Source organism: Pandoraea fibrosis (assembly GCF_000807775.2).
GTDB classification, from domain to species: Bacteria; Pseudomonadota; Gammaproteobacteria; order Burkholderiales; family Burkholderiaceae; genus Pandoraea; species Pandoraea fibrosis.
Map to the genome: position 1 here is coordinate 2,409,423 of NZ_CP047385.1, position 22,322 is coordinate 2,431,744.

General features: G+C 63.0%; 20 protein-coding genes. 7 read left to right on the forward strand and 13 right to left on the reverse strand.

Annotation, left to right across the window (positions count from 1 at the left end; translation table 11 throughout):
• The first annotated feature begins 328 nt into the window (after positions 1-328).
• Complete coding sequence (locus tag PI93_RS10845; protein WP_039364896.1) at positions 329-2,602, forward strand: autotransporter outer membrane beta-barrel domain-containing protein; 2,274 nt, start codon at positions 329-331, stop codon at positions 2,600-2,602.
• Between the two features lie 188 nt (positions 2,603-2,790).
• On the opposite strand, the gene PI93_RS10850 is transcribed toward PI93_RS10845, so the two are convergent.
• Positions 2,791-3,855: a porin gene (locus PI93_RS10850; RefSeq protein ID WP_039364894.1), complete on the reverse strand. Its 1,065-nt coding sequence runs from the start codon at positions 3,853-3,855 to the stop codon at positions 2,791-2,793.
• Between the two features lie 501 nt (positions 3,856-4,356).
• Positions 4,357-5,298 (reverse strand): LysR family transcriptional regulator, encoded by a 942-nt coding sequence (locus tag PI93_RS10855; protein WP_039364892.1) that lies wholly within the window; start codon positions 5,296-5,298, stop codon positions 4,357-4,359.
• Positions 5,299-5,572: 274 nt separating this feature from the next.
• On the opposite strand from PI93_RS10855, the gene PI93_RS10860 reads away from it, so the two are divergent.
• The 4 genes from PI93_RS10860 (at position 5,573) to PI93_RS10875 (ending at position 10,842) form a co-directional block, all read left to right on the forward strand.
• Positions 5,573-6,478 (forward strand): VOC family protein, encoded by a 906-nt coding sequence (locus PI93_RS10860; RefSeq protein WP_039364889.1) that lies wholly within the window; start codon positions 5,573-5,575, stop codon positions 6,476-6,478.
• Between the two features lie 104 nt (positions 6,479-6,582).
• Positions 6,583-7,464, forward strand: a complete 882-nt coding sequence (locus tag PI93_RS10865; protein WP_039364887.1) for an NAD(P)-dependent oxidoreductase — start codon at positions 6,583-6,585, stop codon at positions 7,462-7,464.
• A 97-nt stretch (positions 7,465-7,561) separates the two neighbouring features.
• Positions 7,562-9,076 (forward strand): aldehyde dehydrogenase family protein, encoded by a 1,515-nt coding sequence (locus tag PI93_RS10870; RefSeq protein ID WP_039364884.1) that lies wholly within the window; start codon positions 7,562-7,564, stop codon positions 9,074-9,076.
• A gap of 398 nt (positions 9,077-9,474) precedes the next feature.
• Positions 9,475-10,842: a DUF3100 domain-containing protein gene (locus PI93_RS10875; RefSeq protein WP_144400430.1), complete on the forward strand. Its 1,368-nt coding sequence runs from the start codon at positions 9,475-9,477 to the stop codon at positions 10,840-10,842.
• 104 nt (positions 10,843-10,946) lie between these two features.
• On the opposite strand, the gene PI93_RS10880 is transcribed toward PI93_RS10875, so the two are convergent.
• From PI93_RS10880 to PI93_RS10890, 3 genes are all read right to left on the reverse strand, one after another.
• Positions 10,947-11,510: an EF-hand domain-containing protein gene (locus tag PI93_RS10880; RefSeq protein ID WP_052241145.1), complete on the reverse strand. Its 564-nt coding sequence runs from the start codon at positions 11,508-11,510 to the stop codon at positions 10,947-10,949.
• A 121-nt stretch (positions 11,511-11,631) separates the two neighbouring features.
• Entirely contained in the window at positions 11,632-11,898 is a 267-nt protein-coding gene (locus PI93_RS10885; protein ID WP_236105602.1) for a glycine zipper 2TM domain-containing protein, read from the reverse strand.
• Positions 11,899-12,074: 176 nt separating this feature from the next.
• A complete protein-coding gene (locus PI93_RS10890) occupies positions 12,075-12,503 on the reverse strand; it encodes a hypothetical protein (protein WP_039375768.1) in 429 nt (142 codons plus the stop codon).
• Positions 12,504-13,118: 615 nt separating this feature from the next.
• Between PI93_RS10890 and PI93_RS10895 the strand changes: the two genes are divergently transcribed.
• The gene (locus tag PI93_RS10895; RefSeq protein WP_052241144.1) at positions 13,119-13,775 is read left to right on the forward strand and encodes a TetR/AcrR family transcriptional regulator; all 657 of its coding nucleotides are present in this window, start codon (positions 13,119-13,121) and stop codon (positions 13,773-13,775) included.
• A gap of 11 nt (positions 13,776-13,786) precedes the next feature.
• Complete coding sequence (locus PI93_RS10900; RefSeq protein WP_039375762.1) at positions 13,787-14,743, forward strand: LysR substrate-binding domain-containing protein; 957 nt, start codon at positions 13,787-13,789, stop codon at positions 14,741-14,743.
• A 100-nt stretch (positions 14,744-14,843) separates the two neighbouring features.
• Here the strand turns inward: PI93_RS10900 and PI93_RS10905 are convergent, their stop codons facing one another.
• From PI93_RS10905 to PI93_RS10940, 8 genes are all read right to left on the reverse strand, one after another.
• The gene (locus PI93_RS10905) at positions 14,844-15,203 is read right to left on the reverse strand and encodes a helix-turn-helix domain-containing protein (RefSeq protein WP_010805833.1); all 360 of its coding nucleotides are present in this window, start codon (positions 15,201-15,203) and stop codon (positions 14,844-14,846) included.
• A gap of 208 nt (positions 15,204-15,411) precedes the next feature.
• Complete coding sequence (locus PI93_RS10910) at positions 15,412-16,122, reverse strand: ABC transporter ATP-binding protein (protein WP_039368125.1); 711 nt, start codon at positions 16,120-16,122, stop codon at positions 15,412-15,414.
• The gene (locus PI93_RS10915; protein WP_039368123.1) at positions 16,119-16,889 is read right to left on the reverse strand and encodes an ABC transporter ATP-binding protein; all 771 of its coding nucleotides are present in this window, start codon (positions 16,887-16,889) and stop codon (positions 16,119-16,121) included. The genes PI93_RS10910 and PI93_RS10915 overlap by 4 nt, the downstream gene beginning before the upstream one ends.
• On the reverse strand, positions 16,886-17,860 hold the full coding sequence (locus PI93_RS10920; RefSeq protein WP_039368176.1) for a branched-chain amino acid ABC transporter permease: 975 nt from the start codon (positions 17,858-17,860) through the stop codon (positions 16,886-16,888). The genes PI93_RS10915 and PI93_RS10920 overlap by 4 nt, the downstream gene beginning before the upstream one ends.
• A gap of 8 nt (positions 17,861-17,868) precedes the next feature.
• Positions 17,869-18,789, reverse strand: coding sequence for a branched-chain amino acid ABC transporter permease (locus PI93_RS10925; RefSeq protein ID WP_039368120.1), 921 nt, complete (start codon positions 18,787-18,789; stop codon positions 17,869-17,871).
• Positions 18,786-19,658 (reverse strand): alpha/beta hydrolase, encoded by an 873-nt coding sequence (locus PI93_RS10930; RefSeq protein WP_039368117.1) that lies wholly within the window; start codon positions 19,656-19,658, stop codon positions 18,786-18,788. Before PI93_RS10930 ends, PI93_RS10925 begins: the two co-directional genes overlap by 4 nt.
• A 252-nt stretch (positions 19,659-19,910) precedes the next feature.
• Positions 19,911-21,104, reverse strand: a complete 1,194-nt coding sequence (locus tag PI93_RS10935; protein ID WP_039368115.1) for an ABC transporter substrate-binding protein — start codon at positions 21,102-21,104, stop codon at positions 19,911-19,913.
• 208 nt (positions 21,105-21,312) lie between these two features.
• Positions 21,313-22,308, reverse strand: coding sequence for an amidohydrolase family protein (locus PI93_RS10940; protein WP_039368114.1), 996 nt, complete (start codon positions 22,306-22,308; stop codon positions 21,313-21,315).
• Positions 22,309-22,322 lie beyond the last annotated feature (14 nt).

A 22,322-nucleotide genomic window follows, 5' to 3' on the forward strand; every position in this document is an offset into this window, starting at 1 on the left:
AGTGACAGGTTTCGCCCGCCTATTCACCTATGCGGCATCACATTGCGCCCTCCCGCTGGCGGGGTGATTTTGAGCGCTAAGTCCTACGAAATCATGCGTGTTGGGTGAAATTCGTGTGTGGCGCATGGATTCATAGGGATTTTCACCATGATTTTCATGGGATATGTCCCAACGGCGGCATTTTGAGTGAGCAATTTCCCAATGCCCCACCCCAAAGACCGTTAATACGTTAATTACGCCCTACGATTCGTGTCACTCATCGGATGCAACGCAATTAGCGGACTGCATTCGACATCTGCCAATCACGAATTGAAGAGGGACGTAAAACATGAATGCAAACCAAATCGCCGCCAACAAGGGTATCCAATCCACGAACGACACCGACACGCTGAGCGCACGTGTTCGCCGCACGGCCATCGCCGGTGCTGCCGCGATTGCACTGACTGGCGGCGGCATGGTGAGCGCCAACGCGGCGACGGAAATGGTGTCCGAGACGAGCGCTGCGGAAAAGAACTGGAAGCGCATGGCTGGCGCGGCCGCCAAGCAGGCGGTGCCGTCGGTTGAACGCGCACGTCAGGTGCTGGCGAATGCCGCTGACAAGAAGAGCGACCTGGCGATCGCGATCATGGTTGAGAACAAGCAGAAGAAGGCATTGATGGATGCCAGCGACGCCGTAGTGAAGGCCGAGGGCAATCTGTTCCAACGTGGGCTGGGGCACGCGGAGAAGCATCTCGACAAAGCCCGCACGAACCTCGACAAGGCAATGAAGGCGCGCGAATTGGCTCAGGCAGCAAATGAGTTCTTGGCGCAAGAGAAGGCAGATGCCGCGCGCACTGTCTGGAAGCACACCGCGAACGAATTGATGACGGGCGGTGCCACCAAGCAAGATCCCGCGACGACGCAGAAAGAGACAACCTTCACCGATGCCTCGGGTCTCTCGGTAGACGATTTCTTCTCGCGTATCGATCGCGCCATCGCAGAAGGCAAGAAGAATAACGCCAAGATGGAAAAGGAACTCAACGAGCCTGAGTTCCTGAAGGAGATTGACCACAACATCGCCAAAGCCAATCGCCGTTTGGAATTGCTCAAGGCCAAGCAGATGGTCGAGCCGATCATTGCCAAGGAACCGATGGACGAGATCGCGTCGAAGTTCGACATGCCGGTGACCGAAGTCGCCAAGGTCAGCGAAGTGCCGGAAGTGGGTGCCAAGTCGGTCGCCACGGAAACGACCGCTGTCGCTTCGGTGAGCGACTCCCGCAAAGAATGGGAAAAATTCCTCGATCGCAAGACCGATGAGATCAAGAAAGGGGCTGAAGAGATCGCCCGGATCGTCGAGGGTAGCGAGCACGCGACGGATGAGGAAAAAGCGACGGCGCGTGAAACCCTGACCGAAGTCATCGAAAAGCTTGAGACTGAACTCGAAACCTCGAAGGGCAACGAGGGCAACGAGGGCAACGAGGGCAGCGAAGGTGGCGACGGTAGTGAAGGTAACGGCGACGATCTCGGCGAAGTGATCTCACCCGAAGTCGAGCCTACCGATAGCAACGTCGACACCGAAGAGACCGCTGTCATCGAACAACCGGCAGTCGAAGAAGTCGTAACGCAACCCGCCTTCTCGGCCGAGCAGGCAATGGCTTCCGGCGTCGTCCTGACCCAAATGGCCAACGCCGCTCAACAGAACGCAGAACTGTTCCGCAAGGGCATGCAGGACCGTGTGTCGGGTGACGACGCGTTCATGCAACCGGTGGACATCGCCACGGCAGGTACCGGTATCTCGACCTGGGCACAAGCCATGGGCGGTCAGACGACCACGCAAGGTCGCGGCGATCTTGCCGGTTTCTCGGTGCGCGGCGCCGGTATGGTGGCAGGTGTTGACGTCAAGAAGAACAACACGCGTGTCGGTGTGGCCGTGGGCTACGGCGATGCCAACGTCGATGCGAACGGCGAGAACGGCCAGAACGCCTCGTCGAAGGTCAGCACGTATAGCGTCGGTCTGTACGGTGCGCATGAAGTCGACGGCTGGTTCGCCAACGGTGGCGTGTCGTACAGCGCACACAGCATCAAGAGCCAGCGTGCAGCCAAGCTCGGCGGCGAAGTCTACGGCCTGAGCGCCAAGACGAACGCGACGACCGTGGGCGGTTTCGCGCAGTTCGGCAAGCATATCGTCACGAACGCTGTGAACATCGATCCGAGCATTACGCTGAAGGTCTCGAACACGTCGGTGAAGGGCTTCACCGAAAACGGCGACGCCGGTCTCGAGGTCGACGGCAGCAACTTCAACTCGGCGCGTGTGGGCATTGGTGCACGTCTGTGGAAGGAGTTCGGCGACGCGTCGCACAGTGTCACGCCGTCGCTGCGTATTTCTTACGAACGTGAGCTGGCGCATGCCGCACCGTCGATGGACGTTGCACTCGCCAACGCGGCAAGCGCCGGCACGATGACTGTCATGGGCAACAAGCTCGGCCGCGACATCCTGAGCGCGGAAGCCGGCATCGACGTGAAGTTCGGCAAGAAGCTCTCGCTGCGTGGTGGCGTGAACGGCAGCGTGCGTCAAGGTCAAACGCAAGCCGGTGTGGCCGGTTCGCTCAAGTACGTCTGGTAATCCAGGTGTGAGAGGTGCCGGCATGCGCCGGCGCCAAATTCGCGAGGTAGTTGTAGTAACCGCAGTAACGGCAGTAGTCGCAGAAGTCGTAACGGCAGTAGTACCCGCAGTCGCAGTAAGGAAAAAGCCGTCCGGCAATACGCTGGACGGCTTTTTTTGTCTTGCGGGTTCACACCGACATCGCGGGATCAGAACGAATGCGATACCCCGATATAGGCACCCGTCTGGCTTTTCCCGGCCGGCGGGTTATCGAGCGAGTCGCTGGGAATGGCCGCGACCGAGAAGCTCTGATTCGCGCTGTTCTTCACGTAGGCGACCGTGCCGTACAGGAACGTGCGCTTCGAGAGGTTGTACGTGGTGCCCAGTTCGAACATTGTGGCGTGACCGAAGCCGCCCGGCACGTTCACGTGGTACACCGCCGCATTCGCAGCCCACGCCTGCGTCGCCTGATACTTCACGCCGGCCCAGTAATGATCGGCGCGCGTGGCGAAGTCGGGGGCGGGAGCGTCCGGCGCAGACATATGCGTGTAGCCCAGCGAAATGGTGAAGCGGTTCAGGAACACGTTCGCACCGGCAAAGTACTCGCGCGATGTGGCGAAGACATCGGTGAAGCGTCCGTTGGTGTCGCGAATTTCGTCGTACAACGCCCGCAACTGGAACCGGTCGTGGGTGTACGTCAATTGGGCACCCATGCCGCGACCGCTGTTGAACTGCCCGACGACATTCGAAAACGCGTACTGACCCGCGACATCGAAGCCATACCAGTTCGGGCTCTGATAGTTGACGGTATTGCTTGCCTGCGGCCAGTTACGTCCGCGCACGAGCGACGCCGAGGAGAAGGCCTGTTGCTGGAACGGATCGAAGTCCCACACCCCGTTGCTGATGAACAGGTTGCGGCCGAGGGTCAGTTGCCCCCACGAGCGGGAGTTGAATCCGACCAGCGCGCGGCGATCGAAGATCGATCCGGAGCCGTTGTTGTTGAAGCCATTCATCAACTGGAATCCACCTTCCAGATTGAATACGGCATGGAGACCCTGCCCGAGGTCTTCGTAGCCGCGCAGGCCGAACAGGCTGGTGCCGTAGTCGCCGCCTTGCGCACTCCAGCGCGACGCGGTGCCACCGTTACCGTCCTGCAGGTTGTTCATGAACTGAAAGCCGCCATCCACGCGGCCATAGAGTTGCACACTCGATTGCGCGTGCGCAAACGTGCCGATGCTGCATAGCAGGCCGGCTGCAATGAGCTTCTTTTTCATGATCTGCTCCCCAGGTTGCGTTTTGCCCCGCACCTTCCTTGCGTGGTTATGTCCGCCGTCGTCGCGCGCTGCCCATGCTGGGGCGTCGCAAGACGTCGGCGGGAAAGCCTGAAATTTCGTTACGAGTGACGAGAAATAGGCAAGCGGGGACGCCTGGGCAACGGGCGCCGCATGAAGAGATGCGGGCGGTTGCAAGTGATGCCGTCACGCTCTGGTCGTCAGAGATCGTCGTCATGGCAGTCCACTGGCGTTGGGTCTGCAACAGCGTAGCGCAAGCACAAACCGCTTCGCGCGCGGCCGTGAGACCGGAATCGGCTGGGAGAGGGGGAGCGCGGCGTCACATAACGTGTCGTGCGACGCAACGGGCACCCTCTGCCTGGATGGTTTTCTTTATATCCGATTTCCCCGGGGTGCAACATCGGGGAAAGGCTTAGTACCCCGATTGTTGTTTGCCCGCAACCGAAAAGGCTCAATCGACGAGACAAATTCGGTCAAAGGGCTTCAGTCGGTCGTTTCGTCCGGGGCGCCGAAAGCCTCCATCTTGCTGGCCAGATGAGTCAACAACCGATTGGCGGCGCCGGACAGTCGACGGCCCGCCCGGGTGACGAGGTGCGCCTCGGCGCTGTTGAGAATCGGGTGATCGACTGGCAGCGCACGCAGTACGCCAGCCTCGATCTCCTGCGATACCGCGAACGCGGGCAGAAATGTCGCGCCCAGTCCCGCTCGCACGAAATGCTTGAGCACGGAGATGGAGTTGGTCGTGACCGTGGGCGTGAGCCTGTGCTTTTCGGACTGCTCGGCCAGTTCCATCAACTGGCGCGTGCCGTAGGCGCCGTGCATGAGGGCGAGCGGTACATCGTAAAGGGCGTCGAGCCGGAGCGATCCCGTCTCGTCCAGGCGCTCCGCGAGCAGCGAGTCGGGGGCAACGATGGCATGCACCGGCTGGCGCATCTGTGCGCGCGACACGATTTTGGGCTCGGCTGGCGGGTTGTAGACGAGTCCGATATCCGCATCGTCCTCGGCCACCAGCCGCATGACCTCGTTGGTGCCGGCCAGATCGAGCGTCAGCGTGATATCGGGATAGCGCTTGCAGAAGTACTGCAACGGTGCGCCCATCAGATCGCTGACGAACCCCTCGCCGACAGCCAGCCGGATGTGGCCGCGCCGTAGTCCACGCACTTCCTGCAGCTTGGCGAGCAAATCCTCCTGGTGCGCCCGTTGTTCACGGTAATACTCCATGAGCAGCCGTCCGGCCTGCGTCAGGTGAACACCACGCTTGTGGCGTTCGATGAGAGGCAGCGCCAGTTCGGCCTCCAGCAAGGCGATCTGGCGGCTGACGGCGGAGGGCGCGATATCGAGCCGGTCGGCGGCGGCACGCACGGTACCGCATTGCACGGCTTCGAACAGATACGGCAAGCGGCTTTCAGTGATGGCAGGTGTCATGCCCTAAAGACTAATTATTAGAACAAAAATCTTCAAGCGTTGTCATTGAGCGTCGTTTTTTTTCAATCCACACTGCGAAACATGCGGATCGGCCCCTTTGCCGGGCAACGAACCCAGGCGAGGCCTGGTAGAGGTGGCCCGATTCCGCGCCAGTTCCGGGCCTACCGGCCGCGAGACAGAGATAACGGGGCAAAGGCCTTCGGGCCGACAGGATCGGCACTACGCCGCACTGACGTCGTACCGAAGCCGCAGCGACGCACTACGGAGACACCTGATGATTCCTCCGCGCAACACGCGATTTGGCATCGATCATCCGCTGGTCACCGTGCATGACCATCCGCGGCGGCTGGCGCATTACGAGCGCATGGGCTTTTCGCCGTCGCCGGTGTCGTATCACCCGTGGGGCACGGTCACGTCGCTCATGATGTTCGGCGACAACTTCATCGAACTGATTGGCGTGGACAACGCCGACAAGTTCGGCACGAACGCGGTCGGCGACTTTTGCTTCGGACGTTATCTCGGCAGTTTTCTGGCGCGTGAAGAAGGTCTCTCGCTGCTCGCTCTGCACAGCAAGGATGCTCGCGCCGACCACTCGCGCCTCGCTCAGATCGGCCTCGAGACGCAAGGCATCCTCGATTTCCGCCGGACGATGCGCAAGCCGGATGGCTCGCCCGACGAAGCGGTTGTCTCGCTGGGGCTGTTCATCGACGACTCACTGGGCGACGCCTCGAATTTCATCTGCCAGCAGCATCGGCCAGAGTTGATCTGGGTGCCTGAATGGCAGACACACGCGAATGGCGTGAGCAACATCATCGGCGTGACTTACGTGACGCCGGACACCGATTCCCTGCGAGCCCTCGCCACCCGATGGCAGCAGATGTACGGCGCACGGCACGTCGATCTGTATGACGGCGGTGCGGTGGCCGACACCGGTTGTGGACACTTGCGCGCCCTGTCGCCGCAGCGCGCCGAGGCACGCTATGCGGCGGTCGGTCTGCCGATGGCGCAGGCCACGCGTCCCCATGCTGTGGCGATTACGCTGCTGGCCCCGGATCTGGCGCACATCGAGGCGCTGTGGCGAGAACATGGTGTGCCCTATGGCTACAACGAACATGGGCTGGTGGTGGAGCCCGAGTTTGCGGGCAACGTCGTGCTGGAGTTCGTGAATCACCCGCACTGAAGTCCCCTGAAATTTCCAAGCGGCGGCCGGATGACCCGGCCGGCGGAGCAACGCGGCGTCGCCCGTGGGGGCGGCGCCATCCTCGCAGTCAATCTGGAGTCAACATGAAAATCATCGGAGTGGTCGGACTGGGCAACATGGGACGCGGCATGGCGCTGTCGTTGCAGCGCGGCGGTTTCACGGTGCTAGGTTTCGATCCGTCGCCGGCGGCCGGTAGCGCGCTGGCCGAGGCCGGCATCGGTCTGCGGGCTTCGGTGGCCGAACTGGCCCGCGAAGCCGACGCCCTGGTGCTGTCGCTGCCGACGTCGCAGGTGGTCGAAGCCGTGGTGAACGGCGCCGACGGTATTGCCGCGAACGGTCGCGAAGGCCTGATCGTCGTCGACACGTCGACGGCCGATCCGCAAAGCACGCGCGCACTGGCAGCCACGCTGCGCGAGACGGGCATTGCACTGGTCGATGCCCCGGTCTCGGGTGGCCCGAAGGGCGCCCTGAACGGCGCGCTCACGATGGTGCTGGGCGGCTCGGCGGACGACATCGCCCGCGTCGAGCCGGTACTCGCGGCCATGTCGGCCAAGCGTGTGCACATCGGCGAGGTGGGCGCGGGGCACGTGACCAAGCTCATCAACAACCTGATGTGCGCGGCCCATCTGGTGGTGGCGGGCGAGGCGATGCGTCTGGCGAAAGCCGCCGGCGTTGCCCCGGAACAGGTGCTCGAAGGCCTGAACGCCGGCTCGGGCCGCAGTGGCGTGACGCAGACCAACTACCCGACGTGGATTCTGAACGACGCCTTCGACTCGGGCTTCACGATGAAGCTCATGCGCAAGGACGTGCGTCTGGCGATGGCGCTCGCGCAGCAGACGGGCACGCTGGCCACGGGACCGCTCTCGGCAGAAGTCGGCCGTCTGTGGGCGGCAAGCGCAGAGACCGTGGGCGATGACGAGGACTTCAACCGCATCGTTCAGTTCATCGAGCCCGGCCGCGCGTAATCGTCGCTGCCGTCCCCACACCCGCACGCACCCGCGTTCGTATTTTTCGTTTGACGACACGATGCGCCCGACTCGGCGCATCGCACGGAGTTTTCTCATGGCAGACCAACAAGCCGCCGCGTTGCTCGGCGCATTCGCAAAGTTCTTCCCCAACGCCACCACCATCGGCTCGTTCGTGAACGGCGAACTGGTCGAAGGCACGGGCGAGGCAACCATCGACATCGTGAATCCCGCCACCGGCCAGACGGTGCTGACCTATCGCGATGCGGGTGCCGCCGTGGTGGCGCAGGCCGCCGACGCCGCGCAGGCCGCACAGAAGGCCTGGTGGGCGCTGACCCATGCCGCACGTGGCCGCGTGATGCAGGCCGTGGGCAGCAAGATCCGCGAGAACGCCGAGGCGCTCGCACAACTCGAATCGATTGGCGCAGGCAAGCCGATCCGCGACTGCCGTGGCGAAGTCGGCAAAGTGGCGGAGATGTTCGAGTACTACGCCGGCTGGACCGACAAGTTCTTCGGCGACGTGATCCCGGTGCCGAGCACGCACCTGAACTACACGCGTCGTGAAGCCATGGGCGTGGTGTTGCAGATCACGCCGTGGAACGCGCCGGTCTTCACCTGCGGCTGGCAACTCGCGCCGGCCATCGCCATGGGTAACGGCGTGCTGCTCAAGCCGTCGGAACTCACGCCGGCCAGCTCGCTCGTGGTGGCGGCACTCGCCGAACAGGCCGGCGTGCCGCGCGGCCTGATCAACGTGCTGGCGGGTTTCGGTCACACAACCGGTCAGGCGGCGATCTCGCATCCGGTGATCAAGAAGGTCGTGTTTGTCGGCTCGCCGGCCACCGGCAGCAAGATCGCCACGGCCGCAGCGCAGCGCCTGCTGCCCAGCGTGCTGGAGCTGGGCGGCAAGTCCGCGAACATCGTGTTCGACGATGCCGACCTGAAACGCGCCTGCCTGGGGGCTCAGGCTGCCATCTTCTCGAGCGCCGGCCAAAGCTGTGTCGCGGGGTCGCGCCTGCTGGTTCAACGCGGCGTGTACGACCAGATGGTCGAGATGCTCGCAAGCGGCGCGCAGAAGATTCGCGTGGGCGAGCCGCTGGACGACGCCACCGAAGTCGGCCCGATCTGCAATCGCACCCAGTATCAACATGTGATGAACATGATCGACGCGGGCGTTGAAGGCGGCGCGCGTCTGGCCGCCGGCTCGCAGCAGCGTAGCGACGGTGGCTTCTTCGTGCGTCCGACCGTGCTGGCCGACGCCAACAACACGATGGGCGTGGCTCGCACCGAGATCTTCGGCCCGGTCGTGGTGGCGATTCCGTTCGACACGGAAGAAGAAGCGCTCGCGATTGCCAACGACAGCGAATTCGGTCTGGCGGGCGCCGTGTGGACGCAGGACGTTGCGCGCGCCCACCGCGTGGCCGCGCAAGTGAACGCCGGAACGTTCTGGATCAATGGTTACAAGACGATCAACGTGGCGTCGCCGTTCGGGGGCTATAACCACAGCGGGTACGGTCGCTCGAGCGGCGTGGAAGCGCTCTACGAATACACGCAAACCAAGAGTGTGTGGGTCGAGACCGCCGCCAATCCGGCCACGCCGTTCGGCTACGTCTGATCCTGCGGCGAGCCGGATGGAAGGCAATCCGCGCGAATGCGCTGCCATCACGCGTTCTGTGGTCGGGAACGTGTCGTAAAAGTGTGAGAAATGCGTCGGACGAAGGTCGTGAGACCCCGTTCGGCGTGCGGCGGTTCCAGCCTGCGAGACCCGGGGCCGGAACCGCTATTTTGACCGCGTATAATGCCGCCCTCGGGTGGTTCGGCGCGGAACGCTGTTGCTGTCACCGAGGCGTGTCAATATGGCGCTCTTTTGGGCGTCGTAAGGGGAGAGGTCTGCTGGTTTTGCGACCGTGCGGGCCGTGCGCCGAATTTCCTTAACCACCGAAATGTTCGCGTCTTTTCCGGGGCACCGGAGGGCACCGGACCGGTTCAATAGCAAGTGCAGTGGAGACCCAGATGGCAGTCATGGAACAAAACGCGGCCAAGCCGCAAGGGGGCGCCTTCAGCGATGGCGTGCGCCTGTATGTTTGGGCAATCGTGATTCTCGTGATCGCGGAGTTGATCGGGGCGATCAGCATTAAGGCCGGTCACGGGAAGATCGTGTTGTTGCCGATGGTCTGGGCGTTGCTGCTCGGCGCGGCGTTGGGCCTGTCGCAGGCGCGTCTGCCGCGCTTCGCGCAGATCGACCTGCCGATGCAGCACCGCGCTGCCGCCATTCTGCAACCGGCGCTGCTGCTCTTCGTGGCAAAGCTGGGCCTGCTCGTGGGCGGTTCGCTGCCCAAGCTCGTCGCCGCGGGCTGGGCGCTCGTGTTCCAGGAGTTCGGCCACTTCGTGGGCACGATCATCCTGGGTCTGCCGGTTGCGCTGATGCTCGGCATCAAGCGTGAGGCGATCGGCGCGACCTTCTCGGTCGGCCGTGAGCCGAGCCTCGCCATCATCGGCGAGAAGTACGGTTTCGACTCGCCGGAAGGCCGTGGTGTGCTGGCCGAGTACCTGACGGGCACGATCTTCGGTGCCGTGTTCATCTCGCTGTTCGCCGGTTTCGTCGCCAGCCTGAACCTGTTCCATCCGCATTCGCTCGCGATGGGCGCCGGTGTGGGCTCGGGCTCGATGATGGCCGCGGCTGCCGGTGCCATTGCCGCACAGCAAACCCCGGAAGTCGCCAAGGAAGTCGCCACGTTCGCCGCCGCATCGAACCTGATTACGACGACCATCGGCACGTACTTCACGCTGTTTATCTCGCTGCCGCTTGCCGTCTGGGGCTATCGCGTGATGGAGCCGGTGCTGGGCCGCATGAGCCGCCGTGGCCGTGCCAACGCCGAAGCCGCTGCCGTGGCCGACGCCGAAGCCGCCAAGGAACTCAAGCAGGCCAGCAAGGCGCACACCGTCGAGATGAATTTCGGTGCACGTCTGTTTGCCTGGGTGTTCTCGGGCGCGCTCGCGCTCATCGGTAACAGCATGGCCTTCAAGACGCCGTTCCTCGACGGTGTCCCGGGCATGCTCATCATCATCGGTGCAGTGATCGTTGGCGAAGTGCTGTACTTCGTCACGCGTCGCAAGGTGCCGGCCGTGTGCTGGGTGTCGCTGATCGCCATGTTCCTGACCTCGCCGGCGTTCCCGTTCGCGCCGGTCGTCGAGCAGTTCACGGGCAAGATCAACTTCCTCGCACTGGTCACGCCGATGCTGACCTATGCGGGTCTGTCGGTCGCCAAGGACGTGCCCGCGTTCCGTCGCCTGGGCTGGCGCATCGTGGTCGTGTCGTTCCTCGCCAACGCTGGTACGTTCCTGGGCGCGGCGATCATCGCCGAGTTCTTCCACGTGTAAAACGTGCCCGACGTGCGCGGCGGTGACAGGCCGCGCACCGGCAGGGAAAACCAATACGCCACGGCATGCCGTGGCGTATTTTTTTAGGCGAGACGAACGATGGTTCAGGGTTTGGTTGTTGCGGCGTCGGCCTGTTCGCGCTCGTGATAGTAACGGCGGAAGTAGGCGCGAATCTCGGCCGGTGAAAGCTTGCCGTCGCGATTCACATCGATCTGGTCGAAATGCTGGTACAGAAACGGCTCGGCGGCGGCCACTTCGTCGCGGCTCAGATAGCCGTCGCCATCCTTGTCGGCCGCTTTGAAATAGCGCTCGAACGTTGCACGGCGTGCCTGCAATTGACTGCGCTGATAGACGGTCCATTCGTTGCGGTCGATCTTGCCGTCGCGATTGGTGTCGATGGCATCGAACGAGCGTTGCAGGTACAGGCCGAGTGCGGCGTTCTGATCGGCTGCATCGCCGTAGTCCGGCCCGGTCGGGGGCGCGGGAGGTGTCGGCGTTGACGGTACGACGCCATTCACCGGATTGCCCTGCGCATGGGCGGGGATGGCCGCGAGCGACAGTGCGGCTGCGCCGGCGCACAGCGTGACGGCGGCGAGCGTGCGACGTGCAACGCGTCGCGCGGCGAGTGTGCGAAGCGTTCGTTGGTGGAGTGTGTCTTGGGAGGTCATTTCGCGCTTCTCCTTATTTCCTGAGCAATGACGGCGTCAGGCGTTTCGCGCTTGTCATGCCGCGAGAGACGCCTGACGCCCGAGAACGGTGCCGGCGAGGGTCGACGTGAAGCGGCATGCATCAGCGACGATGGCGATCGTCCGTGATGACGTTACCGATCACGCCGCCGACGACGGCGCCGCCCACGGTGGTGCCGAGGTCGCCGCCCGAGATAAGGGCGCCACCGAGCGCGCCCACGCCGGCACCGACGGCCGTATTACGCGACTCGCGCGGCGTCATGCCGCCACAACCCGCCAGCGTGCCGATCAGCGCGGCGCCGACGAGAATCGGTGCGGCCGAGCGTGAGAGATGTGCAATGTGCGAGGTCCATCGTTGTGTGGTTTTCATGACGTATGACTCCTTCAATGGGGCGTTAGGCCCCTGGACGCGCAGGCCGGGTGAGAGCTCAGCCTGCTATTCGATAACCGCCGTCGCTGCCTGTGCCGAAGGGAGGGATGCCATCCCGTCGGCATGTGCGGATCACGCGATCAACGCGCGGTGCCAAGACGCGAATCAATGTCGGTCTAGTGCGCAGTTTCGGAACCCGGAGTCGGGGCACCCGCCCCATTGGCAGGATAGGTTTCCCGATAAGCCGGTGGCGGCGGTGGCGGCGGATACGGGCGGCCCTGAGCGTCGGACGGGTACGGTCGGCCATAGCCATCGGTCGGCGGGTATGGGCGTCCATAGGCGTCGGTCGCCGGTGCCGGAGACGGTGGCGCCGCGTAGGGGCTGCACGGCGAACCGGCTGCATAAGGCGGCGGCCCGCAGTTCGGCTGATACGCGGGATTCGTCGTTTCGTTGCCTCGGTACGGCAAGCGCGGTTGCGGCGGCGGCTCATAGGCGCAACCGGCAAGCGTGAGCAGCACAGCCGTCAGCCCGGTCGCGGCAGTGGCTTTGACGATACGTGTCTTCGCATCGTGCGCCGATGTCCGCTTCTCAGCATTCGTTCTCATCCTGACCTCCTATTGAGAGCGGTGTTTGCCCCGCTCGTCGTCATGGATCGACTCATGTTGGACGCAAGTTGCGGAATTTGGATCGCCAGATCTTGTAAGAGTTTGTAATGGCGCTTTGGTAGCCCCTGCTGGCAAGGGGGGCGCAGGATTATTGCGGTGCACATTGATGACTACGTATACGACGTAGTCCGAATCAATGTAGGAATGCGCTGACGATGTGTACGCAAAGTGCGTGACTTCTGGGGAGGTTCGTATGCGTTTGCATATTCGCTTTCATATATGTCGATCACGACGGGGCAGAGCGGTCACGTGACGAAACATGACATCGAAATTGTTCAATTTTGAAATATCCGAGGCGTAAGGCAGTGCCTCGCGTTGCCCGGCGTACCGTGCATCTATTACGCGATAACTCGGCGCATTACGCGATGTCTGTCATCGCAATCCACGTTGTATGCGTTGAAATATCGGGAAAGTCCGGGGGAGTGTTTGCGCTTAGTTTTCGCCGCAAGCTGCGTTTGCGCTGGCATACTGTGCCCGCTGACGTTCGGTATCGGCTTCAGCGGACGTTGAGAATATTTTGATCGAGGTGCTCGGCCTATCCGCGCAGGCTTACACATGCCACAAGTCAAGAAAGAAGACATTCGTCTGGCCATTCTCGAAGCGTCGCACGCTCTGTTTCTGGAGCGGGGTTACGTCGACACGACGATGGTGCAGATCGCCAAGCGGGCAGGTATTTCGCACGCGAACATCTACAGCTATTTCACCGCGAAGCTGCAGGTCTTCTTCTGCGTCTACGAGACGTGGTTCAAGGCGCGTATCACCGCGCTGGAAGCCGAAGTGATGGCCGCCCACGGTGCCCATGCGAGAATGCGCACGTTGCTCGGCGGCCTGTTGGTCCGCACACCCAGGCTCGACAACGGCTTTTCGCACAATCTGGTCCAGGCACTGGCCACCGTGACGCCGGGCGATCCTTACGATCCTGCGCTCTTGCAGTGGTTTCGCGAGCGCCTGTCGAGCATGCTGGCGGCATGTGCGCCCAGCCTTGCGCGTGATGGCGTGCGGCGCGCGCGCCTGGTCGACATGCTCGTGCTGACGTTCGACGGATGCCTCGTCAATCATCACGTCAATCCGGCGTCGTTGCCGGACGTGGCCATGCTCGAAGAGTTTCTGGCCGCGTTCCTGTCGGCAGAACCCGCAGAGTCGGCGGAGTCGGCAACAGCACCGCAGGGAGTGGATCCCGCGATGCCGTCCGGTTCTGCGGCGGCGGCCTGAACAGGACGCCGATGCGCTCACTTCCCTGGACTGCCCTCAATCTCGGGCGAAAGCTCAAGTTCCATCAACTTCAGGTGTTCGATCGCGTGCTCGAGACGGGCTCGCTCGTGCGCGCCGCCAACGAGACCGGCCTCACGCAGCCGGCCGTGAGCAAGATCGTGCACGAGTTGGAGGCCTGCTTTGAAGGGCCGCTTTTCGTGCGCAGCAATCGCGGCATGCAACCCACGGAACTGGGCGAATTGCTGGGCCATCGTGTGAAATCGCTGATGGCTGAGCTGCGGTACCTCACGGACGAGGTGAACGCATTTAGTGCAGGCACCAGCGGACATGTGATCGTCGGTACGCTGATCTCGGCCGCTGCCGATCTGCTGCCGCGCACGATTGCCTTGCTGAAGTCGCAAACCCCCGGTGTGCTCGTCACGGTGCGCGAGGCGACCACCGCGCAACTCTTCCCGGCGCTTGCCAGCGGGGATCTCGATATTGTCGTGGGACGTTTGCCCGAGCGGGCGCTCCCCGTCGCCAATGCCTTCGCCCTCACGCATGAAATCCTTTTCAACGAGTCGCTCTGCGTCGTCGGTGGCAAACGTCACTGGACGCAGTCCCCTGAGCGCGTACCGCTGGCGGAACTGCGTGATGGGGCATGGATTCTGCCGGTGCCCGAGTCGCCGTCGCGCCTCGCTGCCGAGCGGTTGTTCCACGATGCGGGGCTTGCGTTGCCCGAAGACGTGGTCGAATCGCTCTCTGTTCTCACCAATATCGGGTTGATGCTAGAGACGCCTCGTGTCGCGCTCATGCCGCGTGCGGCCGCCACGCCGTTTGTGGGATCGGGGCTGCTGCGCGTGTTGGCCGATACGGTGCCGGGCAGCTTTGGCGATGTGGGGTATTCGCTGCGTACCGACAAGCAGCCAAGTCCGGCCTGCGAACGTTTCGTTGCCTGTCTTCGCGAGGTTTGCGGTCTCAAGCCGTAATTGGCGGCGTCGGCCGTTCACGACATCCACGCTGTCGCGTTCCCGGAAATAAAAAAGGCGGCATGCCGATGCATTGGCATGCCGCCTTTTTTCCTGTGTTTCAGAGACGGGCAAGCGATGAGACAAGTCCAGGATTCTGTTGCACGAGTCGAATCAGGCACGCAGCCTGAGCGTTGGGACGGGCGCGTCCTTGTTCCCAGTTTTCGAGCGTACGCGGATTGGTACGCAAGTAGTGCGCGAAGACATTGCGCGACATGCCCAGATGCTTGCGCAACGCCAGCAACTCGTCAGGAAATATTTCCAGCTTGGGGAGCGGGGTGCGAGGTAGCTCCTTGATGTTGAGCGGAAGATCCGCCGGAAGGCCGTTCTTGACGTGTGCCGGCTCGGTGGGCTGCGGCGCACCGGTGTCCTGCGATAGTAGCCAGCGGAAGGGATTCGAAGGCGTATTGGAGTAAGCCATAGTCCTACCCGGGTGTCGATAAGTGGTGAGAAGAGGGCGCTTGCGAAGTCGATCAAGCGGCATCGATTGCACCACAGAGTTCCACCGGGTGCTTTCACAAAACACACCGGATTTTCGCGTCTGACACCTATCGAGTACTACGCACCTCGTGGTTCGAGGTGCCGTAGAGTGTACGCAGAAAAGTGAGGTACGCAGGGTGATGTACGCCTTAAACGCCCAGATAAGTCTGCAATTCCGGGAGCGCCTGTCGCAGGCTCGGCGAGTCGCCCTGCCAAGCCACACGGCCCTTGTCGACGATGTAGTGACGGTCGCCGAGTTCGAGCATGGGGGCCAGATTCTTGTCGATGCAAAGGATCGACAAGCCGCTGCCTTTAAGTTGCTTCAGGCATTGCCAGATTTCACCGCGAATGAGCGGCGCCAACCCTTCCGTCGCTTCGTCAAGAATGAGTAATTTCGGATTCGTCATCAGCGCACGGCCGATGGCGAGCATCTGTTGTTCACCGCCGGACAGATTGCTCCCGAGGTTTTTCTCACGTTCGCGCAGTCGCGGAAACAGGCCATAGATGCGCTCGAGTGTCCATGGCGAACTGGCGCCATGACGATTGCTCGCTGTGGCTACGAGGTTTTCGCGCACCGTCAGCGTGGGAAAAATCTGGCGTCCCTCGGGCACGAGTCCCATGCCGGCGCGTGCAATGCGGTGTGACGGACTGGTGTGCACGGGCTGTCCATCGAACACGATCTCGCCCCGTGCCGGGCGCATGAGGCCGGTCATCGATTTCACCGTGGTCGACTTGCCCATCCCGTTGCGGCCGAGCAGCGTGACGAATGCGCCCCGCTCGATCTCCAACTGCATACCGAACAGCGCCTGACTTGCGCCGTAGTACGACTCGACGCCTGACAAAGACAACAAGGGGCTCATGCGGTCGCTCCCAGCATTTCGTTGCGGGTGTCGTCCCCGAGATAGGCTTCGCGCACGCCCGCATCGTTGCGGATGGTGTCGGCGTCGCCGCAGGCGATGGCACGTCCATAGACGAGCACGGTGATACGGTCGGCGAGTGCGAACACGGCGTCCATGTCATGTTCCACGAGCACGATGGCGTAATCGCCCTTGAGGTCCGCCAGCAGATGCGTCATCTGTTCGGACTCGGCTTGCGACATACCGGCCATCGGCTCATCGAGCAGCAGCAGCTTTGGACGTCCGGCGAGTGCCATGGCCAGTTCGAGCTGACGATGCTCGCCGTGAGCGAGGGCACTTGCGGGCACCTGCATGCGTGCCGCCAGACCGGTACGCGCCAGAATCTCGCGTGCCGGTTCGACCAGCGCGGCGTCGCGAATCGCGGGCCGCCAGAAGCCGAAGCTATGGCCCTGCATCGCCTGCACGGCCACGAGTACGTTTTCAAGTGCCGTGAATTCTCGGAAGACGGACGTGATCTGATAGGAGCGCGCGAGTCCTGCGCGGGCGCGCTGCTCGATCGGCACGGCCGTGATATCGCGTCCGTCGAAATGAATGCTGCCTTCGTCGGAGCGCAATTCGCCTGCCAGTTGGCCGATGAGTGTGCTCTTGCCCGCCCCGTTCGGGCCGATGATGGCATGCAGCTCACCGGGCGCGACGTCGAGGCAGAAGTGATCGGTGGCGGTCAGCCCGCCGTAGCGTTTGACCAGTTGGTCGACTCTGAGCAGGCTCATGCTTTGCCCTCCACGGGACGGGCGCGGCGGGAGAGCCGTACCTGAAGGTCGCCGAGCAGGCCGTACAGGCCGCGTCGCGAGACGAGGACGGCCACGACGATGAGCGGCCCGAAGATGATCATCCAGTGTTCCGTCATGCCCTTGAGCCATTCTTCGATCAGCAGCATGGCGGCGCTGCCCAGCACCGGGCCGAAGAACGATCCCAGCCCGCCGAGCACGACCATGACGATCAGTTCGCCCGAGGCTGTCCAGGCCATGTACGCCGGCGAGACGAAGTGCGTGAGGTTGGCGTAGAGCATGCCCGCCACACCGCACACCATGGCGCTGATGATGTAGGCCACGAGCTTGTAGCGCAGCGTCGGGTAGCCGAGTGCGCGCATGCGTCGATCGTTCTGGCGCGAACCGCGAATCACCATGCCGAAACGGGCATCGACCATCCGGCGGCCACCCCAGACACACAGACACAGCACCGTGAACGCCGCGTAGTACAGCACGGCCGGGTCGTCGAGCGGCACGCTGCCGAAGCGGCTGCCGGCGGCCACCGGCAGACCGTCGTCGCCGCCATACTGCTTCAGGCTGACGGCGAGGAAGTAGAACATCTGGGCAAATGCCAGCGTAATCATGATGAAGGCAATGCCGGTCGTGCGCAGCGAGAGCAGGCCGGTCACGGCGCCGACGAGCGCGCACAGCAGCAGCGTGACACCGAGATGCACGAAGCCGTTGTCCACACCGTGATAGCTGAGAATGCCGACGACATACGCACCGAGACCGAGATACAGCGCGTGGCCAAAGCTGACCATGCCGCCGTAGCCGAGAATCAGATCCAGCGAGACGGCCGCGATGGCGAACACCACGATGCGGCCAAACAGGGTGAGATAGAACGGTTGCTGGGCAAACGTCGCGTAAAGGGGCACCAGCGCCAGCACGGCTAGCAACAGCAACGGCACGGCGGTGCGAAGATTCAGTTTCATTTCCATCGTCAACCGTGTTTGACCGGGAAGAGGCCTTGCGGACGCACGGCAAGCACCGCCGCCATCACAAGGTAGATGAGCATCGACGCCAGTGCGGGGCCGGCGGTGTCGGCAGTGCTGCGCTCAAGCAGGCTGCGCAGCAGCGTGGGCAACGCGGTGCGTCCCACCGTATCGACCACGCCGACAATCAGCGCGGCGAGGAACGCGCCGCGCACCGAGCCGATGCCGCCGATCACGATCACCACCATGGTGAGAATCAGGATCGGTTCGCCCATGCCCGGTTGTACCGAGAGAATGGGGCCGGCCATGAGTCCGGCAATGCCCGCGAGAATCGCGCCGAGACCGAACAGCAGCGAGTTGAGCAACACAATGTTCACGCCGAGCGCGCCGACCATCTGGCGGTGCGTCGACCCGGCACGAATCAACATGCCGATGCGCGTGCGGTGGATGAGCAGATAGCAACCGAGCGCCACCGCGAGTCCCACCACGATGATGAGGAAGCGATACGCCGGGTAGTCCAGCCCGAACAGATTCACCGTGCCGGAGAGCCACTCGGGCACTTCCATGTAGTACGGCGACGGCCCCCAGATCATGCGCGCCAATTCATTGAAGAACAGAATCAGACCGAAGGTCGCCAGCACCTGATCGAGGTGATCGCGGTCGTACAGCGTTTTGAGCGCGACGAATTCGACGATCAGGCCGAGCAACAGCATCGCAGGGAGGATGGCGAGCGCGGCGAGTGCGAACGAACCCGTATGGTTGTACACGGTGGCGGCGATGAACGCCCCCATCATGTAGAGCGAACCGTGGGCAAGGTTGACGAAGTTCATGATGCCGAACACCAGCGTGAGGCCGGCGGCCATCAGGAACAGCAGCACCCCGAGTTGCAGTCCGTTCAGGCACTGCATGATGAAAAGCGTCAGACTCATGTCGCCTCCCGGGCCAGACCCATCTGGCGGAAGATGGCTTGCGTGAGCGGACTGGCGGTGTCGTTCAGCGTGAGCACGATATCGAAGTGATTGGTGCCGGGCATCGGCACATACTCGCCGGCGAATCCCTGAGCGCGCCACGCCACGAGGTAGTCGTCGCTCTGCCGTTTGAACTCGGCCGTCTCCGTCTCGCCGTAGGACACCACGATCGGGCAGCCACGCGCAGGCAGATGGAAGTACGGGCTGTTGCGGCGCGCGTCGTCCTCGGACAGCTTCATCCACTCGTTGATGTGCGTGTACGGAATCGGCGTGAGGTCGAACAGGCCCGACAACGGTGCGGCGCCGGCGATGACGTCTTCGGGCACGCCGTATTCCGCATGCCAGCCCTGCGCGAGCAGCATGCCCACGAGGTGGCCGCCGGCAGAGCTGCCGCACACATGAATGCGGCGTGCGTCGCCGTGGTGCTCGCCGATATGACGATGCACCCAGGCCAGTGCGCGCCGTGTCTGGTCGACGATGGTGTCGAGCGACGCGCCAGGCGCGAGCGAATAGTTGATGGTGACGACGGTGGCGCCGGCGCGCGTGAAGGCGGGCGCCATGTTGCTCGAATCGTTCTTGTTCAGTGCGCGCCAGTAGCCGCCGTGAACGAAGAAGAAGACGGGGGCGCCGGGGGTCGGGGCCGGGAAAATGTCCAGTGTTTCGTCGGGGTGATCCCCGTAGGCGACATCGAGAACGCAGGGGGTGGTCGCACGGGCGTGCGCGCTCTCTTGGGCGTACTGCGTCAGGATGTCGAGGACGTTGGGGGTCGTGGCGCGAGCGTTGTACTGAATATCCAGCTCGGCATCGTCGAAATTGCGGTAGCGCTTCATAAACCCTCGATAGTGCTCTGGTATTGCTCGGGTCGTGCAACGGCAGCGCTCGCCGACGCATGGCGTCGGGAGCCGGCAACCGGGGCGGCAACCGCCGCAACGTCGGGCCGTGCGTCAGCGAACAGGCCCGCCGCCGCAGCGGCTTACATCACAGACAACACATAGCAGATGGCGGGGGCGCGATGCCCCGCGATACCACGTTGACCACGTTGAACTGCAGATGCAAACAGGCAGGCAAATGCGTCAGACGGCTTACGAGCGGATCTTGCACATCGACGCGAGATTGGCGCGCGTCTTGATTTCGATCTTCCCCTTGTTCGCAAACGCTGCGCCGCTGCCGTCCTTCACGACGTCCACGCGGTAGAACGGCGCGATCGGGAACTGGTTGCTCGCGAACTTGAACGAGCCACGCACGGACTGGAAGTCGGCGGCCTTGAGCGCGGCACGCAGGGCCTCGCGGTCGGCCACGCTGCCCTTCGTCTTCGTGAGGGCGGAGTCGATCAGGTTCGCCGCGTCGTATGACTGCGCGGCGTACATCGACGGCACACGGTTGTATTTCTTCTGGAAGGCCGCGACGAATTGCTTGTTCTGCGCGTTGTCGAGGTCAGGCGAGTACGGCGCGCTGGTGATGCTGCCCACGGCTTGCTCTTTGAGAGCGGGCAGGGTCGAGCCGTCGATGGTCGACACGGAGATCAGCGGAATCTTGCCGAGCAGCCCGGCCTGACGGTATTGCTTGACGAAGTTCACGCCCATGCCGCCCGGGTAGAACACGTAGACGGCGTCCGGCTTGGCGGCTTGCAACTGGGCGATTTCCGCCGAGTAATCCGGCTGGTTGACCTGTGTGTAGACCTCGTCGACGATCTGGCCTTTGTAGTCGCGCTTGAAGCCGTTCACGGCGTCGCGTCCGGCCTGATAGTTCGGGGCCATCACGTACATCTTCTTGTAACCGAGGTCGGTCGAGAGCTGACCGCCGGCCTCATGCAGTTCGTCGTTGTCCCACGAGGTCGAGAAGAAGTTCGGCGAACATTGTTCGCCGGCAATCGGCGTCGGGCCGGCGTTCGAGCCCACCATGACCACGCCCGCGTTCGTCACGTTCTTGTGGATGGCCATCATCACGTTCGAGAACGTCACGCCGGTGATGAGCGGAACCTTGTCGCGCTCCACCAGCTTTTGGGCCGCCTGCACGCCGACGTCGGGCTTGAGTTGATCGTCTTCCTTGATCACCTGCACAGGCACGCCGCCCAGCTTGCCGCCCTTCTGCTCGATAGCGAGCATGAAAGCGTCGTACTGATCCTGGCCGAGCGCACCGCCCGGGCCAGAGAGCGTGCCGATGAAGCCGATCTTTACCTGAGCGTATGCGCCGGTCGAGGCAAACAGCGCCGCGGCTGCGGCGACGGCGCCCAGCACGGCGATGGCTTTGCGTTGCGTGGTCTTCGTTCCCGTCATCATGGTCTCCAAACTAAGCCGGAACTGGCAAACACTTGCAGTTGATGGACTCGCGCCGGGATACTTGACCGCTTCTTCACGTCGGTCATGGCAGGCCAGGCGCGTCAGACTAGTTAAATTGTTTAAGCGTCAAATATTTCAGTGCCCAGCCTAAACGACGCCTTTTGCGTAGGCAAGCAATTTCAAAAACACCTCGGGAAAGCACCAGTTACAGGCCGAAGAACTCGAGGGCGTTCGCTGCCAGAATGCGGTGCCGCGCGGCGGCGTCCAGCCCCGGCTGTTCGGCCACCAGACGGCCGATGTCCTGCTCGCCGAGCGGGAACGGGTGGTCGGAGCCCAGCATGATGCGCTCCACGCCCATGGTGTCAACCAGCAGGCGCAGGGCGCGCGGGTCGAACACGGCGCTGTCCACGTAGAAGCGGTCCAGATAGTGGGACGGCGGGTGCGGGCTGTCGGCGCGCACGATGTCGCGGCAATGCCAGGCGTTTTCGGCGCGGCCCAGCAGATAGGGGAAGGCGCCGCCCCCGTGGGCGAAGCACAGCTTGAGCGAGCGGGGCAGACGTTCGAAGGCCCCCGAGAGGATCAGCGAGAGGATCGAGAGTTGCGTCTCGGCGGGCATGGCCACGAGCCACGGCATCATCCACTTCTTCATGCGGCCGTCGGTCATCATGTCCCACGGATGCACGAGCACCGGGATGTGTTCGTTGCCGCAGTGCCGCAAGAACGCTACGAGCTGCTCGTCGTCCAGATCCTTGTCACCGAGGTGATTGCCGATTTGCACGCCGATATGGCCACTGGCCTTGGCGCGCGAGGCTTCCGCGCATGCCAGATCGAGGTGCTGCAACGGCACCTGCGCCATCGGCTTGAGCCGCGTGGGGGCGTAGGCGCAATGCTCCAGCGCCAGATCGTTCATGCGCCGGACCCAGTCCATCACCACGTGAGCGTCGTAGCGGTAGCCGAACATGATCGGCGTGGCGCAGACCACTTGCAAATCGATGCCATGACGGTCGAGTTCTTCGACACGCAGTGCGGGGTCCCACAAGGCGCGGTAGACGGGACGGAAGGCGCGCTCGTCGAGCATGATGTTGCCGGTCTCGCCGCCGTCGTCGATGCGCAGCCACGGCGCGGTGGCGGGGTCGAGACGGGCCGCTTCTGCCTGCGTGATGCGCGGGAAGAAGTGGGCGTGCATGTCGATTTTCTTCATGACGTGACGTATGA